Source organism: Streptomyces sp. NPDC017890 (assembly GCF_044328675.1).
Classification (GTDB): Bacteria; Actinomycetota; Actinomycetes; order Streptomycetales; family Streptomycetaceae; genus Streptomyces.
In genome coordinates this window covers 81,710-97,416 of the sequence record NZ_JBIRHU010000006.1, presented here as the reverse complement: position 1 = coordinate 97,416, position 15,707 = coordinate 81,710, and the positions used below count along the sequence as shown (strand labels likewise).

Below are 15,707 nucleotides of genomic sequence, written 5' to 3'. Positions count from 1 at the left end.
CCAGGCCGACGCGAGGCGCTCAGGAGGGGCCGCAGCGGGAGCCCGACCGAGAGACCGGCCGGCACGACACTTCCCTGACTTCACGGTAGAACGACTCGAGCGTACAATGGAACGACCGTCGGTTGTCAACCAAATGACCGCACGGTCCATTCCAGTGCTCCACGGGTCAGGACGGTGATCAAGTGCTCGAGGCGGAAGCAGCCTTGCGCGCCCTCGCGCACAACGTCAGAGCCGCACGCACGCGCGCGGGCCTGTCCCTGGACGAACTGGGCCGACGTGCGAAGGTCAGCAAGGGCGCCCTGGTGGGGCTGGAGAAAGCCCAGGGCAACCCGAACTTCGCCACCCTGGTCCGCCTCGCGGACACCCTCGGCGTCTCGGTGTCCGCCCTGATGGACGGACCCGCCGAAGGCCGAGTCCGAGTGGTGTCCGCGGACACCGTCATGCCCTTGTGGGCCGGGGAGCGGGGCGGCGAGGCACGGCTCATGCTGACCACCTCGGGACCGGCCCCGGTCGAGGTGTGGCGCTGGAAGCTGGAGCCGGGGGAGGAGTACCCCAGTCACCCGCACCAGACCGGCGTCGTGGAGACGGTCAGTGTGGTGTACGGCCGGATGACACTGGTCGTGGACGGCACCGAGTATCCCGTCGAAGCCGGACAGACGGCCACCTTCGACGGCGACACCCCCCACACCTACCGCGGCTCGGGGACCGAGACCTGCCACCTGATCATGACCGTCCACATCCCGCCCGCCAGAGGGTGAGGGCCGCCGGCCGTGGCCGGCGTCGGGCCGGCCGAAGCGGACGGGGGCATTCGGGCCACATTCACTTCGCCTGTTTTCGGTCCGTGACGCTCCGGTGCCGAAGGGTGATCTCTCGTCGTAGCGTGCTGCCGGCCGCGAGCCCGGTGTGACGGCCCGTGGTGTCAGCAGCTCACGGACGCGGTCCCGGGGAGCCGCGCCGGGAGCTCGCTCTCGCCACTCGACGCGTTCCAGCCTGTCCCCGCACCGCCGCTCCACCTCTCGGGAGCGCTGAGAACGGCGTGTTGACGTCGGTGCGCCCCGGGTGTGATCGAGTTCCGTGCTTCTTCGGTGATGCCCAGGGGCAGACGGCTGGGGACTGGGGACGAGCCCGGGAGCCGGTAGGGCGGCCGGGGAAAGCAGGGGGTTGTGATGGTCCGTGTTCTCGTGGTGCACGACGCGACGCTGTTGCGGTCGGCGCTGGTGCAACTGCTGCGGTCCGCCGACGGACTCGAGGTCTCGTGCATGTCCTCCCGCGGCGACGGCCCGGACGACGACTTGCCCGCGGACGTGTGCGTGGTCGACGGGGACTGTTGGGAAGGGCCGCCGGGGGACGCCGGCCGAGCGCTGTTCTGGAACCGGTGCGGGGCGCGGCTGGTCGTGCTCGCGGCTCCGGAGCGGCCGGGTGTGCTGCGCAGGGCGTTCGACGCCGGCGCGCTCGGGTTCGTGGACAAGGACGCCTCGTCGCAGCGGTTGATCGCCGCGGTGCACACGGTGGCCAAGGGGGAGCGGTTCCTCGACGAGCGGCTCACCGTCGCACTGCTGCACGCATCGAAGATGCCGCTGACGCCCCGGGAGCTGAGCGTCCTCTTCCAGGCGTCGCAGGGCGCTTCCGTCGCCGAGATAGCCGTCTGTCTGCATCTGTCCCGGGGGACCGTCCGCAACTACATGGCCAGCGCCATCCGGAAGGTCGGCGCGCGCAACCGCGTGGACGCGATCCGCATCGTCCAGAGCGCCGGCTGGATGTGACGGGCGAGGGGCACACGCGCGCGAGGGAACGGCCCGCGGGTCAGCCCCGGGTTCTGCGCCAGTGCCCCACCAGATCGCGGTAGAGAGGCGACCGGCCCAGCAGTTCCCGGTGAGTGCCATGGGCCGCTCGGGCACCGTCCAGCACCAGGATCCGGTCGGCCCGCACCGCGGACGACATGCGGTGCGCCACGACAACGAGCGTGCCCGGGCGACGTGTGAGCGCCTCCTCGGCGCGCGCCTCGGACGCCGCGTCGAGATGGCAGGTCGCCTCGTCGAGCAGGAGCAGCCGAGCCGCGGACAGGTGAGCGCGGGCCAGGACGATCAGTTGGCGCTCGCCCTGCGAGAGGTCGTCGGGCCGCAGCGGCGCGTCGAGCCCTCCCAGCCGCTCGACGAGAGGGGCGGCCCCGAGGTCTCGCACGGCGTCCTCGATGGCGCCGCCGGCCGGGGAGGCGTCCGGCCACAGGTAGGTGAGGTTGTCCCGGACCGTTCCGGTGAAGACGTACGCCTGCTGGGGCACCAGGACGCGTGACGCGGCGAGTTCCGCCGCACCTCGGCCGGCGACCGGCCGGCCGGCCACCCGGACCACGCCGCTCCTCGGCGCGCACATCCCGGCGATGAGACGGACGAGCGTCGACTTGCCGATGCCGCTGGGACCGACGACGGCCAGGTGCTCGCCGTCCTCGACGCGCAGATCCAGTGCGTCGAGGACCGGCTCCGCCCGGGCGCCGTAGCCCACGGTCACCGCGCGGAGTTCCACCGCGGGGGCCTGCCGCGACGGCGGCGGAACCGGCGGGGGGAAGCCGGCCTGTTGCCCGGCGTGCCCGGGCGGGAGCGTAAGCGGCGTCGCACCGGTGAGGGGCGGACGCGCCTGCGGCCCGGTGAACCGGTCCAGGACCACGAGCAGCCGGGTCCCCGCGGCGCCGATCGCGGTCATGAGCGTGTGCAGGGCGGGCAGCAGGGCCTGGGCGAGGTACGTGAAGGCCCCGAGCAGGCCGCCGGTCGTGACGCCCCGGCCGCGCAGCCACGGCACGGCCACCAGCAGGAGCAGGACGGGGAGATGGCCCGCGACGCCGAGGGCCAGAGCGCGCACCGCGGCCCAGCGGGCGAGGACACGGGATGCGGCGGCGGCCCGCGCGACGAGCCGTGCTCCGTTCCGTTCCGCCTCCGGCTGCGTCCCGCAGGCGGTGATGTCACGCAGCGCCCCACGGGTCCGCGCGGCGTGATCGCCCAGCGCCTCGTCCGCGTCGAGAGCCCGGCGCTGCGCCGCGGCCATCGGCCGCAGCGTCACCAGGAACAGCGCCAGGCCCGCCGCGAGCGGCGGCACGACGACCACCAGGAGGGCCGGGTCCAGCGAGAACAGCCCCACCAGCGCTCCGGCCGCGGTGAAGACGAACGAGCGCAGTGTGAGCACCAGCCCGGCGAAGCTGTCCCGGACGATCTCGACCTGGTTGGTGAGCCGCGCGACCGCGGTGCGGTCCCCAGCACCGGGACGGGCCAGGGCACGAGCCATGGACTGGTCGACGGCCCGCCGGACGAGGTGGTCGCGCAGCGGTTCCGTCAGCCCGGCCAGCTGGGCGAAGACGCCTCTGACCACGGGCGCGCCGAGCACCACGGCGATGGCGGTGAGGGCGAGCCAGCCGAGTCCCGTACGGGTGTCGCCGGTGAGGAACCCCCGGTCGACGGCCTGGGCGACCCCGTAGCCGACCACGAACGTCTGCGCCGACTCGGCCACCGACCACGCCGCGAGCCGCGCGAGGACCCCCTTGCGTTCGGCCAGAAAGCGCCGGGCGGGCGGCCCGACCCTGCGCAGAATCCTGGAGTCGCCCCGGGGCTTCGCCGCACGCTGTCCGCCGATGGACGTCATGATCGCGCCTCGCCCCGCAGGGTGCCGGCCCGCCCGCCGCGGACCCCGTCACGGTCGTCCTGCGCGGCGAACGGCCCGGCGCCGTTCTCCCCGGTACCGAACACCGCCCGGTAGGCGGCCTCCTCCCACAGCCGCTGATGGGTGCCGACCGCCCGCACCCGACCGCTCTCCAGCCAGATCACGAGATCCGCCCGGGCCGCGACCGACGGGCGGTGCGCCACGACCAGCCGTGTGGCGACCGCGGGTGAGCGGCGCTGCGCCTGTTCCACCGCGTGCTCCGTGGCGGTGTCGAGGCTGGAGGTCGCGTCGTCCATGACCAGCAGCCGGCCCACGTGGGCGAAGGCCCGGGCCAGGCCCAGACGCTGGTACTCGCCGCCGGACAGCGGGGCGTCGGCGAGCGGGGTGTCGTACGCCCGCGGAAGCCGGCGTACGAAGGCCTCGGCGTCGGCGAGGCGAACAGCGGCCCGTACCTGGTGCGGTGAGACGGCGCGCGGTCCGGCGGCGACCGCCTGCGCCACGGTGCCCTCGCCCAGCGCCGGACGCGCGAAGGCGAAGCCGACCTCGGCCCGCAGACAGGGGCGGGTCACGAGCTCGAGCGGCGTTCCGTCCAGCAGGACCTGCCCCCGGTCGGGATCGATCAGCCGGCCGGCGACGGCGGCCAGGACGGACTTGCCGGCGCCGCTGCGGCCCACGACCGCGGCGGTCAGGCCGCCCGGCACCAGCACGTGGTCCGCCCGCAGGACCTCCGTCCCGCCCCGCAGGACCCGTACCCCGCGCAGCTCGAGGGACCCCGCACCTCCTGGGGGCAGGATCCGGGTTCCGTAACGCAGTGCGGGGAGTTCTTCCAGCGTCGTGGTGCGCTCCCGTGCCGAGCGGCCCCGGACCAGCGCGCCGACCAGGGTGGCCGCGCCGCCGAATCCCGCGGCCAGCTGCGCGTACCGGCACACCGCCAGCAGTTCGCCGACGCTCAGGGCCCCCGCCCCGAGCCGCAGGCCGCCCACGGCGGTGGCGGCCACCGTCAGCAGCGGGACGAGGACACCGCCGGTGGCCAACGCCCGTCCGTGCAGCCTCCACATGCGTTCACCCAGCGAGCCGAGTTCGGCCAACGGGCGGAGCACGCGCTCACGTTCCCGTGCGGCGGTACCGGCCGCGGCGATGGTCTCCGCACCTGCCATGGTCTCCAGCAGTCGGGCCGCGATGTCCGACTGCACTCGTTGGTAGGCCCCGACCGTGGTTCCCGTGTCCCGTGCGAAGGATCGCAACACCAGTGCCAGGACCGGTAGTCCGGCCAGGACACACGCGGCGACCCACACGTCGACGACGGCCAGTGCGACGAGCGCGCCGGCCGGGGTGAGGAGCGAGGCCGCGAGCGCCGCCCGGGCCGCCGGCGCGGCGCCCGCGTCGGCGGCGTTGAGCGTCAGCCGGGTCGCGACGTCCCCGGGGGAGTGGGGGCGGGTCAGGTCGGGCACCGCGTGCAACAGGCCCCGGAGGGCACGGGAGCGGATCGATGCCGTCCAGTCCGCGGTGCACCGGCCGGTGAGCAGGGCGGTCAGAGCGTCGAGCAGAATCTCGCCGACGAGCAGTGCGGCGCTCGCCACGAGCCAGGGGCCGCCGGCGCCGTCGTGCAGCAGCAGGTCCAGTGCGCGGCCGAGGACGAGGGGCTGGCAGACGGCGACCGCTGCGGCCGCCACCGAGCACACCAGCACCATCAGTTCGGGTACCCGTCCTGGACCGGTGCCGGGCGAGCCCTGCGTCTCACGCGTCCGCCGTCGGATCGGGGTAGTTCCCATCAGCCGCCCCTCCTCGTGACCGGCGCCGCCCGCCGCGGCGACGAGGCGCGGTGCCGGCGCCCGGGCGGTGGGGCCAGGGCGCCGGCACCGCGGCGCGCGGCCCGCCGCGATCGCCGCGGCGGCCCGACTCGGACGTCAGTTACACGTCGTGATGCTGAGGCTGCTGTCGCCGCAGAGCAGCAGGCTCGCGCGGCTGCCGGTCTCCACGTCGCCCATGGCCTCTTCCTTGGGGGTCTCCATCGACTGCAGCTCGAACAGGTTCATGTTCTTTTCCCTTCGTACGACAACGGGTGCTCTCTTCACGGCCCCGGACGGGGCCGGCTCATGGGCCGCGGCTGCTGCCGCGGCGGTGGGAGGAACGGCAGACCGGCGGGCCGGTCGCCGTGTACGGAAGCGACGGCCAGCAGGCATCCGGCCGTCCCGGTGGAGAGGTCCATGGACAGGCGCATCATCTGCTCGCCGGGGAAGGCGAGGTGACCGCGATAGGACATGGCGTGCCAGGTCAGCGCGTCGATCTGGCGCCGGACCGCCTCGGGCCCGGTGCCCGGCCCGGTGGCCGTCGTACGGCCCAGGTACAGCACCATGCCGGCCACGCCGCGGTAGAGCCCGGGCTGCGCGTAGAACATGGCCTGCGCCGCGCGCACGATCTCGTTCCGTGCCCGTTCGAACCGCTCGTCGGCGCGGTGCGCCAGGTAGTCGTCCAGCACCATCCCGATGCCCACGCTGCCCGCGCCCAGGTACGGCATGGTGCGCCAGCCCTCGTCCACCTGGAGGGCGCCACCCGCGCCACGGACGCAGTGTTCGAGGTCCCGGCGCAGTGCGGTCTGTGCGAGGTCGAGCAGGCCGGTGTCACCCGTGCGTTCGTACAGGCGCAGGAACAGCAGGGCGCTGCCCGTCGCGCCGTGCAGCAGACCGGCACGAGGGCGTCGGTCGGGCCCTGGACCCGGCGCGTCGGACGGTGCGCCGCGGGCGCTGAGCTCGGCGCACCGCATCGCCGCGTCGCGCAGGGCGGTGTCGCCGGTGGAGGCGGCCAGGGAGTCCAGCACCAGGCCCACCCCGGCCGTCCCGCTGTGCAGATCCGCGGCGAGACCTTCGAGGGGGTGCTCGACGAGCCACCGCGTGAGATCGAGTGCCCGGGCACGGTGACCGAGGCGGTCCAGGGTCCATGCGATGCCCGCGATCCCGTCGTGGAAGCCGAGCGGCGTCCCCGAGGGCGGCTCCTTCGTCCGGTCGAGCAGCCACTGCTCCTCGCCCTCGTCGCGCTCCGCCCCGCTCTCGGCCAGGGCGTACAGCACACCGGCGGCTCCGTAGCCGTACGAGAGCCCGCCGCCCGCGGTGGCGAACTGGGCCACGTCGCCGGGGAAGAGCCGGTCCTCGCGCGACGGAGTGGCCGACGCGCGGATGGCCGCCGTCATCGAGTCCCGGCTGCGGGGCCAGTCACCCGGCGCGACCGGGACGAGGGACTCGGCCGTGCCTCGCGCCGCGGGCCGCCGACCGGGAGCGTCGGTGATCTCGTCGAGAGCGGCGTCCAGGAAGGCGCGCGGCACGGGGAACTGCCGTGCCACCACCTCGGCGAGGTGCTCCGCCTTGCGCCGGTCCAGAGCCAGCAGGCTGGTCAGCGGCAGGAACAGGGCCAGACGCAGGCAGGCCAGCGCATACCGGTCGACAGCGGTGCCCCGTCGGCCGGGCGGTGCCACGAACCCGGGGTGGGCGACCGTCTGCCGGCCCGGCTCGTCGACGCGGTGGGCGGCCTCGAAGTCCAGCAGGGCCACCCGCCCGTCGTCGCGGACCATGATGTTGAACAGGTGCAGGTCGTTGAAGACGACACCCCGCGCGTGCACCTGAGTGACGGCCCGCTCGACCTGGGCGTGGACATCGAGCGCCCACTCGGTGTACTCGGCCAGCCGCCTGTCGTCGGGGTCCGCCTCGATGAGCGGATGACGCCGGGCGAAGAAGGTGTTGAGGGGCTTGCCGTCGAGATACTCCAGCACCAGGAAGTGGTGGTCCCCGACGGCGAATCCGCCCCGCACCTCGGGCGTGCAGGCCAGGCCCGACAGCTGTTCCAGGGCCCGGCGTTCGCGGTGCAGGCGGGTCACCGCGTCGGCGCCGTCGGCCGCGAGCCCGGCGTACGGGCGGGCCTCCTTGAGGACCACGGCCTCACCGGTACGGGCGTCCCGCGCCCGGTAGACGCCACCGCCGTTGGAGAAGTGGATCGCCGACTCGACGGTGTACGGGATGTCGGCCAGTGTCACGGTCGCCCGAGCGTCGAGGTGGGGCTGCAGGAAGGCAGGCACGCTCACCCAGTCGGGGACACGGAACACCGGGCCGCGGGTGTCGGGGACGAGTACTCCCTCGGGGTTCGCGACGGCCGGGCGGAGTTCCCCGCTCTCGTCGTAGCAGTTGCGGCGGGTGAAGCTTCCGTAGCGCACGTGCACCGGGCCGTCGCCGATCCGCAGGTCGCTCAGGATGTGCGGCCCGGGCTCACCGGCCAGCGAAGCGGCCAGCTCGCCCACGATACGCTCGAACTGTGCCTCGTCCGCCGGGTACACGGTGATGAACTTGCCGCTGCCCGCCCGGTCCGCGTACTTGGCGTTGCGCTGGTGCAGCAGGTAGCGGCTCGGCACGAACTTGAACGCGACCGATCGCTGGACGCAGTAGTGCCGTACGCGCTCCAGGACGGACTCGGCGTTGTCGAGGCAGGCGGAGATGTGGATCTTCCATCCCTGCGGCGGCAGCACGGCGTCCAGCGGGCGCAGGGCGAGCCAGTCGCCGCTCTCGCCGCGCTGCCATCCCTCCGGTGCCGGCCGGACGGCCGCCGCGTACCGGGTGTCCGCCGCCCGGGTGCCGGGGGCGGTGCGATGCGGCGCGTCGTAGAAGTACGGGTCCGCGTCGCAGTACACGGCATAGCCCTTGTTCACGCCTGCTCCCTCCGCCGGTCGATGCCGGGCAAGACGCTGTCACGCGCCGCCGTGTCCGGGACAGTCACCGCTGTCACTTCTCCGACATGCGGAACGCACAGGTAACTTCGCCGAGCGGCGCATGCCCCGACGCCGGCGGAGGACAGCCGCTCCGGCGCGTCCGGGGCCTCTTGACGCGGCATCGGTGCCCTCACATACTGACGGCCAAATCGATTTGGCCACCGTAGTTCGGCTCTCCGTCCAGGGCCGGATCGCTGTTCGAACCCGAGCGCGCCGCATGCCTGAACGGAGCCCGTCGTGTCCAGTGACCACCAGAGCCGGAGGCCCCGGACCGGCCGCACCGACCGGCCCACGGCCGTCGCCGAGGCGGGCGTCGCCCGGGTGCCTCCCACCTCCACAGCGGCACGGGCGCTGCGCCGGCCCCACGAGCGGAGCCTGATCCGTTGAGCTGGCTGCCGCTGGTGGTCCTCGCCCTGACGGTGGCCGTCGCCGCGTTCGTCCAGGGCAGCAGCGGGCTCGGTTTCGCGCTGATCGTCGCGCCCGTGGCCGGCATCCTCGCCCCGCAACTGGTCCCGGTCTTCGTCCTGGCGTCGATGATTCCGCTCAACCTGTACGTCGCCTGGCGCGAACGGGCTTCGCTCGACCTGCGCGGCGCGGGCTGGATCACCGGTGCGCGGCTCGCCGCCACCCCCGCGGGACTGGCGCTGCTCCGGCTGATTCCGGAACGCAGCCTCGGCGTGTTCGTGGGCGTCGCGACCGTACTCGCGGCCGTCGTGAGCCTGGCCGCGCCCGTGTTCACGCCGGGCCGGGCCGCCTACGTCGGTGCGGGCGCGGTGACCGGCCTGACGGAGACGGCGACCGGCGTCGGCGGGCCGCCGCTCGCGCTGGTCTATCAGCACCGGACACCCGCCGAACTGCGCTCCACCGTCGCCGCCTGCTTCCTCGTCGGAGAGGTCGCCTCCTTGGCACTGCTGTTCGCGGCGGGGAGGGGACAGGTCCCGGAGCTCGGGTGGGCATTCGCACTGCTGCCGGCGATCGCCGCGGGTGCGTGGCTGAGCCGCCTGGTCCACCACCGTCTTGACGCCCGGAGGATGCGGCTGTGCGTGCTCGTGTTCGCCCTGGTCTCAGGGATCGTGCTGATGCTCGGATTCTGAACGGCCCGGGCAGGTGTCAGGCACGCGGAGTGCGTACCGACGAGGCCCGGGCGATCACCCGCGGCTCCGGCGCCACCGTCACCGACGGTGTGACGCTGTCCCCGCGCAGCCGGGCCAGCAACAACTCCACCGCGTCCGACGCCGCCCGGTCCAGGTGCAGGTCGACCGCGGTCAGAGGGGGCTCGCAGGTGCGGGCGCGCAGGCCGTCGTAGCGAGTGACGACCATGACGTCGTCCGGTACGGCACGCCCGCCGTCCTGGACGGCCCGGACCGCGCCCACGGCGAAGGCGTCGACCAGAGCGCACACCGCGTCGATGCCCGGATGCTCGGCGAGCAGGGCGGCGCACGCCTCGTAACCCGCCTGCTCCCCACCCGACTCGGCGGCCCGCGCCACGATCGGCGTCCAGCCGTGCTCCCGTGCCATGCGCTCATGAACGGCGAGTGCGTCGACGGACGAGTGCCGCGAGCCCGAGCCGACGATCAGTGCCGGCCGGGTCGCGCCCTGCTCGTACAGGTGCCGCAGCAGCAACTGCGCCACCCGCCCACCGCGCAGGTCGACGTACGGGGCGTCCTCGTCGGGCGACACCGGTCTGCCGAGCGCCACGTACGGCAGGCCGCGTTCACGCAGTTGTGCCGCCGCCGCGTCGGCGACGTCCGGCTCGACCACGATGGCTCCGTCGATGTCGACGGAGTACAGCGCCGAGTCCGACTGCACGGGCGGCACGAGTACGAGGGCGAAGCCGTGCGACAGGGCACTCTCCGCGGCGGCGGCCGCCACCTCCATGTAGAACCCGAGCCGGGAGGGCCCGCCCGCCACGGCGAACGGCATCGAGGACGCGAGCGCGATCGCCTGGGCCTGTCCGCGGCGCAGTCGCTGCGCCCGGAGATTGGGCCGGTAACCCAGTTCCGCCGCTGCCTGCCTGACGCGTTCCCGGGTCCGGGGATCGACCTTGCCGAGTCCGTTCAGGGCGTGGGAGACGGTCGTTCGCGAAACCCCGGCGACGCGAGCCACGTCGGCGATCGTCGGCTGTCTCGGGCCGGGGGCGGAAGCAGGCATCCGCGCTGACTCTCCTCGCTGCCGGGAAGGGGTGGACCCGACCATCTTCCCCCGGCCCGGCGCCGAGCGGTGCCCGCGGGCACGCACCGGTGGAGGCAGGCTTCTGGGGCAGCCCCGGAGCCGGAGTCCGCCGCTTGTGACCAGGCTCCGCGAGTCGCTGGGCGGGGAGTACCGGACGCGAACGAGCCGGCCCTGGTCACGGCGTGGACCGCAGCGGCGGGGCCTGCCACGTCATGCCCGGAGGCTGAAGCAGGGGCGAGGGTTCGGGGCCGGGATCCTCGGTGTCGACGACTCCGGCGGCCGAGTGGTCGAAGCCGGCGGGCCAGCGGGTGCGCTCGCTGGCCAGGGCACCGGTCAGGCGTGCTTCGGCGAGGTCGGCGGTGCTCAGGTCCGTTCCGCGCAGGTCGGTCGTGCGGAGGTCGGCGCGGTGGAAGACCGCGCCACGTGCGTCGGCCTTGCGCAGGTTCGCCTCGCGCAGGTCGGTCTCGGTGAAGTCGGCGTCGCGCACATCGGCTTCGACCAGTTTCGCACCCCGCAGGTCGGCCAGAACGCAACGGACCCGTCGGAGAATCGCCGTGGTGAGATCGGCGTGCCGCAGGTTGACCGAGACCAGGGAGGCCTGGGTCAGATTGGCGTGGTACAGGCCCGCCGCCTCCATGCAGGAACGGTCGAAGTTGACCTCGGGAAACCCCAGCCCGTCGCAGTCGGCCCGGCGCAGGTCGGTGACGCTGAGATTGACCCATGACTCCTCCCGGTGCCGGCACAGGGAACCGAGCCCGGTCAACGCCACCTGGGCGTCGGCGACACGCGTCTCCAGCGGTGCTATGTCGTTGATGGCCACGTCCGCCGCCGGCGACTCGGGCCCGGCGGGCGGCCAGGGCAGACGGGTACGCAGGTACGCGGCCTGGATCGAGATGATGGCGTCCCGGTCGCGGGCGGACTGTTCCGCGATCCGCCGCAGGGCGTGCAACCCGCCGATGCGTACGTCCAGCTTGTCGCTCCCGAGCTGGTCGACCGCCCGGCTGAACCGGTCGGTGACGTAGCCCTCCTGAGTGGCGCGCAGACCTTCCTGGCTGACCCGCACCTGCCGCCACGTGGCGGACGCGCCGAAGAGCACGACGAGACCGGCGAGTACCTGCAGGAGCGTCGTACGGACGTCGTTCACCGCCTTCAGCCGGTCCTGCGCGGCAACGCTCGACCCGGCAAGGTCGTGATCGACCACCTCGGCCGGCAGGACGACGAACATCGTCCCCAGAACGACCAGAACTGCTGCCCCGGCCAGGGCGGCAGCGACCGAACGCCGCCCGGCCGGCCCACGGCCCGAAGCCCTCGGACCGTGATTCGGTCCCCCCGTTTCCATGGTTCGGGAGCCTAGGCAGCTCCCGAGGGATGATCAAGAGGGACGGCCGGGCGGCCGATCAGCTCGGGTCACGAAGGGCCGCAGGCGCCGGCCGTCTGTCGCCGGTGCGGTGCGCCCGGGTGACGTTCTGCCGGCGTCACGACTCACCCGGGGCTGTCGGCCGGCCGTCGACCGGGATGCCCAGCCGTTCGGTCACGGTGGTGAGGGCTGATCCCAGCGGGAGTGCGACCCGCGTGCGGGCGTGCCGGTCGCCCCGTGTCGGGTCCCGGTTGACGATCAGTACCGGCTTCGCTTCCTGAGCCGCCTGGCGGACGAACCGGAGCCCGGACATCACCGTCAGTGAGGACCCCAGGACCAGCAGCGAGGCCGCCTCGCGGACCAGCTCGCGGCAGTGCTCGACCCGCCGCGGGGGAACGGCTTCGCCGAAGAACACCACGTCCGGTTTGAGGATGCCGTCGCAGACGGAGCAGGGCACCACGCGGAAGTCCCCGACCTGTGCGTCGGTGAGATCGGCGTCACCGTCCGGGTTGATTCCCGCGGCCACCGGCTCGAAGCCCGGGTTGGCCTCCTCCAGGCGCCGGGCGAGGTCACGGCGAGGGCTGGAGGTGCCGCAGGAGAGGCAGACGACCCGGTCCAGACTCCCGTGGAGTTCCACGACGCCGTCGCTGCCGGCGGCCTGGTGCAGGCCGTCGACGTTCTGGGTGATGACGCCCGTGAGCAGTCCGTGCCGCCCGAACGCGGCGACGGCGCGGTGCCCGGCGTTGGGGCGGGCGCGGCCGAAGGTGCGCCAGCCGAGGTGGCTGCGGGCCCAGTACCGGCGCCGGGCCCGGGGGTCGGCGGTGAAGTCCTGGTAGGTCATCGGGGTGTGCCGGTTCAGACTCCCGTCCTCACCCCGGTAGTCGGGGATGCCCGACTCCGTGGAGAGGCCCGCCCCGCTGAGGATCAGTACACCGCCGGCGCTCAGCACCTCGGTGACCGGCTCCAGATCTGTGGTACCCGGCGGCAGGTCCTCGGTGGGGGTCCAGCTCAGAGTGGGGCGCATGCGCATGCCGCCAGGGTACGGAACAGGCCGCCCTCAGGCGCGGGCGGCAGCGACCCGTCCACCAGCGCCGGCGGGCCACCCGCGCGGCTGCTGCCCGGCCGGCGCGGCGTGTCCGTCTGCACCGGTGGCTGCCACCACAGTGCGCGGCCTGCCCTCGGCGCGCACCACATGACGCCCGCCGCCCGTCGGCGGAAGCCGGACAGCTGACCCGCGTCCCTTCTTCCCCTCGCTTCATCCCCTCGCGCAACACCGGCCGGGGCGGCGGCCGTTGCCGACTCACGCGCGCGACCGGACACCTGCCGCCTGTGCGGCCGGACGGTCAGTGAAGCAGTTTGAGCCCGATCACGCCACAGATGATGAGCAGCAGGCACACCAGACGCGCGGCCGTCACCGGCTCGTCGAGGAACACCATCCCGTAGGCGGCCGTACCCACGGCGCCGATGCCCACCCACACGCCGTAGGCCGTGCCGAGCGGAATGCCGCTCACCGCGTACGACAGCCCGGCCATGCTGAGGACGAGTGCGCCGACGAAGAGGAGTGAGGGCCACAGCCGGGAGAAATTCCTGGACGCCTCCAGAGCCGACGCCCAGACGGTCTCCAGGACTCCCGACAGGATGAGAACCACCCAGGCCATGCCATTCACCTCTCCTGCCCGCGCACCGGCTGTGATCCACCACGCCCATTCGACCACTGCGGGCCAGTACGCGCGCCTCGGAGACGGCGGGCTCGCGGACCGTTCGCGGGAAGCGCCGGAAGGCTCCGCCGGCGTGCTTCCGATTGCAGTATGCCGGGGCATGAGTCACCGGCCCCCCGGGCAGGGGAGACGTTGTCCAGTACCAGAGACCTCGAGGGGGAGCCTGCGTGACCACAGGCGCAAGAGACGTGACTGCCTCGCCGGACGGAGCGGACGACACCCCTTTGCGGCGGGCCATCGGTCCCAAACTGCTGATCCTGTTCGTGATCGGCGACATCCTCGGTACCGGTATCTACGCGACCACCGGTCAGGTCGCGGGCAAGGTCGGCGGGGCGCTGTGGCTGCCGTTCGTCATCGGGTTCGTCGTGGCGGTCCTGACAGCGGCCTCGTACGTCGAGCTCGTCGGCAAGTACCCGAAGGCGGCAGGAGCCGCGCTGTACACCCAGAAGGCGTTCCGGGTGCCGTTCCTCACCTTCATCGTCGCCTTCATGGTCATGTGCTCGGGCCTGTCCTCGGCGAGCGCGGCGGCGCGCGCCTTCAGCGGCGACTACCTCGCGGAGTTCACGGACTTCTTCCCACCCACACTCATCGCCATCCTGTTCATTCTCGCCCTCGCGGCCCTCAACCTGCGCGGAGTGTCCGAGTCCGTGAAGACCAACGTGGTCCTCACGGTGGTCGAACTGACCGGTCTGTTCGTCATCCTCGCCGTCGGTGCCTGGGCCGTTCTCACCGGTGACGGTGAACCCTCCCGACTCGGCGAGTTCCAGGCGGGGGGCTCCGGCTACGCGCTGCTGACCAGCGTGCTGGGGGCGACGGCCCTCGGCTTCTTCGCCTTCGTGGGCTTCGAGGACTCCGTCAACATGGCGGAGGAGACCCAGGATCCGGTACGCACGTTTCCACGCGCCATCTTCATCGGCGTCGCCGTCACCGGGACCATCTACGTCCTGGTCGCCCTGGTCTCCTCGCTGCTCGTCGACTACCGCGTGCTGGAGGGCTCCAGCGGCCCGCTGCTGGAGGTCGTCAAGGCCGGCGGGCTGGACTTCCCGCCGAAGCTGTTCGCGCTGATCGCCCTGTTCGCCGTCACCAACTCGGCACTGATCAACATCATGATGGCGTCCCGGCTCTGCTACGGCATGGCGAACGAACGCATCCTGCCGCGCGCCCTGGGCCGCGTTCTTCCCCGGCGCCGCACTCCGGTCGTCGGCATCGTCTTCGTGTCCCTGCTCGCCATCGGCCTGGTCTCCACCGGAGAGATCGCGGGCCTCGGCGACACCACGGCCTTCCTGCTCCTGTGCGTCTTCGCCGTCGTCAACGTCTCCGTACTGGTCCTGCGCCGCGACCGCGTCGAGCACAAGCACTTCCGTACGCCGACCGCTCTGCCGGTGCTGGGCGCGGTCACCTCCCTGATCCTGGCCAGTCCCCTGTCCGACCGGCCCGCGCACGTCTACATCAGGGCGGGCGTGCTGCTGGCCATCGGTATCGGGCTGTGGGTGCTGAACAGGACGGTGATGAAGGCACGCGGCGAGGAATGAGCCGCGTCGCCCTTCTCCGTGACGCCGTCGGCGGTGGGGGAGTGCCGGCGCGCATGCCCGCCGCGGCCGGCGGGTACGACACCTCCCGTACGGGACGCCGCGGAAGCGGCCGAAGGGCGAGGGGCGACGGAAGTGATTCGAAAGCTGCAGGCGGTCGCACTGGACTGCGCTGATCCGGTACGGCTCGCGGAGTTCTACGCGGACCTGCTCGGCGGCCGGGTGGTCGCGGACCCGGAGGACCCCGACTGGGTGGAGGTGCACGGGTTCGAGGGGACGCCGCTGGCCTGCCAGCGGGTGGAGGGCTACGAGCCGCCGGCGTGGCCCGGTCAGGAGCGCCCGCAACAGCTCCACCTGGACTTCGACGTGGACGATCTCGACGGGGAGGAGAAGCGGGCGCTCGCCCTCGGCGCGACCGTGCTGGAGCGGACGGACCAGCTCCGCCCCGAGGCCAACTGGCGCGTCTACGCGGACCCGGCCGGCCATCCGTTCTGCCTCTGTCTCCACTGAGTCCATCGGGCCCCGCTGCCACCGCT

Annotated in this window: 14 protein-coding genes; 6 read left to right on the top strand and 8 right to left on the bottom strand. The window is 73.0% G+C overall.

From position 1 onward, the window contains the following. Positions 1 to 182: 182 nt before the first annotated feature. The gene (locus ACH4F2_RS09900) at positions 183 to 758 is read left to right on the top strand and encodes a helix-turn-helix domain-containing protein (protein WP_398132185.1); all 576 of its coding nucleotides are present in this window, start codon (positions 183 to 185) and stop codon (positions 756 to 758) included. Between the two features lie 408 nt (positions 759 to 1,166). After that, entirely contained in the window at positions 1,167 to 1,763 is a 597-nt protein-coding gene (locus ACH4F2_RS09895) for a LuxR C-terminal-related transcriptional regulator (protein WP_398132184.1), read from the top strand. Between the two features lie 40 nt (positions 1,764 to 1,803). On the opposite strand, the gene ACH4F2_RS09890 is transcribed toward ACH4F2_RS09895, so the two are convergent. From ACH4F2_RS09890 to lanKC, 4 genes are all read right to left on the bottom strand, one after another. After that, a complete protein-coding gene (locus tag ACH4F2_RS09890) occupies positions 1,804 to 3,627 on the bottom strand; it encodes an ATP-binding cassette domain-containing protein (RefSeq protein ID WP_398132183.1) in 1,824 nt (607 codons plus the stop codon). Next, on the bottom strand, positions 3,624 to 5,417 hold the full coding sequence (locus ACH4F2_RS09885; protein WP_398132182.1) for an ABC transporter transmembrane domain-containing protein: 1,794 nt from the start codon (positions 5,415 to 5,417) through the stop codon (positions 3,624 to 3,626). Before ACH4F2_RS09885 ends, ACH4F2_RS09890 begins: the two co-directional genes overlap by 4 nt. A 135-nt stretch (positions 5,418 to 5,552) precedes the next feature. Continuing rightward, positions 5,553 to 5,681 (bottom strand): SapB/AmfS family lanthipeptide, encoded by a 129-nt coding sequence (locus tag ACH4F2_RS09880; protein WP_351394059.1) that lies wholly within the window; start codon positions 5,679 to 5,681, stop codon positions 5,553 to 5,555. A gap of 35 nt (positions 5,682 to 5,716) precedes the next feature. Then, complete coding sequence (lanKC, locus tag ACH4F2_RS09875; protein ID WP_398132181.1) at positions 5,717 to 8,335, bottom strand: class III lanthionine synthetase LanKC; 2,619 nt, start codon at positions 8,333 to 8,335, stop codon at positions 5,717 to 5,719. A gap of 297 nt (positions 8,336 to 8,632) precedes the next feature. Here lanKC and ACH4F2_RS09870 point away from each other — a divergent pair, with 297 nt between their 5' ends. Together ACH4F2_RS09870 and ACH4F2_RS09865 are read left to right on the top strand one after the other, a co-directional pair. Further along, a complete protein-coding gene (locus ACH4F2_RS09870; protein WP_398132180.1) occupies positions 8,633 to 8,782 on the top strand; it encodes a hypothetical protein in 150 nt (49 codons plus the stop codon). Continuing rightward, positions 8,779 to 9,489, top strand: a complete 711-nt coding sequence (locus tag ACH4F2_RS09865; protein ID WP_398132179.1) for a sulfite exporter TauE/SafE family protein — start codon at positions 8,779 to 8,781, stop codon at positions 9,487 to 9,489. Before ACH4F2_RS09870 ends, ACH4F2_RS09865 begins: the two co-directional genes overlap by 4 nt. A 16-nt stretch (positions 9,490 to 9,505) precedes the next feature. On the opposite strand, the gene ACH4F2_RS09860 is transcribed toward ACH4F2_RS09865, so the two are convergent. From ACH4F2_RS09860 to ACH4F2_RS09845, 4 genes are all read right to left on the bottom strand, one after another. Continuing rightward, positions 9,506 to 10,546 (bottom strand): substrate-binding domain-containing protein, encoded by a 1,041-nt coding sequence (locus ACH4F2_RS09860; protein ID WP_398132178.1) that lies wholly within the window; start codon positions 10,544 to 10,546, stop codon positions 9,506 to 9,508. A gap of 196 nt (positions 10,547 to 10,742) precedes the next feature. Then, positions 10,743 to 11,792, bottom strand: a complete 1,050-nt coding sequence (locus tag ACH4F2_RS09855) for a pentapeptide repeat-containing protein (RefSeq protein WP_398132177.1) — start codon at positions 11,790 to 11,792, stop codon at positions 10,743 to 10,745. 250 nt (positions 11,793 to 12,042) lie between these two features. Further along, positions 12,043 to 12,954 carry an NAD-dependent protein deacetylase gene (locus tag ACH4F2_RS09850; protein WP_398132176.1) on the bottom strand — a complete coding sequence of 304 codons (912 nt, stop codon included), beginning with the start codon at positions 12,952 to 12,954 and terminating at the stop codon, positions 12,043 to 12,045. A gap of 313 nt (positions 12,955 to 13,267) precedes the next feature. Next, positions 13,268 to 13,582, bottom strand: a complete 315-nt coding sequence (locus ACH4F2_RS09845) for a DMT family transporter (RefSeq protein ID WP_398132175.1) — start codon at positions 13,580 to 13,582, stop codon at positions 13,268 to 13,270. A 248-nt stretch (positions 13,583 to 13,830) separates the two neighbouring features. Here ACH4F2_RS09845 and ACH4F2_RS09840 point away from each other — a divergent pair, with 248 nt between their 5' ends. Together ACH4F2_RS09840 and ACH4F2_RS09835 are read left to right on the top strand one after the other, a co-directional pair. Beyond that, positions 13,831 to 15,174, top strand: a complete 1,344-nt coding sequence (locus ACH4F2_RS09840; protein ID WP_398132174.1) for an APC family permease — start codon at positions 13,831 to 13,833, stop codon at positions 15,172 to 15,174. A gap of 132 nt (positions 15,175 to 15,306) precedes the next feature. Beyond that, complete coding sequence (locus tag ACH4F2_RS09835; protein WP_398132173.1) at positions 15,307 to 15,681, top strand: VOC family protein; 375 nt, start codon at positions 15,307 to 15,309, stop codon at positions 15,679 to 15,681. Positions 15,682 to 15,707: the final 26 nt, after the last annotated feature.

Coding starts and splice junctions, on each gene's coding strand:
- ACH4F2_RS09850 (WP_398132176.1), bottom strand. CDS start 12,954: ATGCGCATGCGCCCCACTCTGAGCTGGACCCCCACCGAGGACCTGCCG.
- ACH4F2_RS09885 (WP_398132182.1), bottom strand. CDS start 5,417: ATGGGAACTACCCCGATCCGACGGCGGACGCGTGAGACGCAGGGCTCG.
- ACH4F2_RS09855 (WP_398132177.1), bottom strand. CDS start 11,792: ATGTTCGTCGTCCTGCCGGCCGAGGTGGTCGATCACGACCTTGCCGGG.
- ACH4F2_RS09890 (WP_398132183.1), bottom strand. CDS start 3,627: ATGACGTCCATCGGCGGACAGCGTGCGGCGAAGCCCCGGGGCGACTCC.
- ACH4F2_RS09895 (WP_398132184.1), top strand. CDS start 1,167: ATGGTCCGTGTTCTCGTGGTGCACGACGCGACGCTGTTGCGGTCGGCG.
- ACH4F2_RS09880 (WP_351394059.1), bottom strand. CDS start 5,681: ATGAACCTGTTCGAGCTGCAGTCGATGGAGACCCCCAAGGAAGAGGCC.
- ACH4F2_RS09845 (WP_398132175.1), bottom strand. CDS start 13,582: ATGGCCTGGGTGGTTCTCATCCTGTCGGGAGTCCTGGAGACCGTCTGG.
- ACH4F2_RS09860 (WP_398132178.1), bottom strand. CDS start 10,546: ATGCCTGCTTCCGCCCCCGGCCCGAGACAGCCGACGATCGCCGACGTG.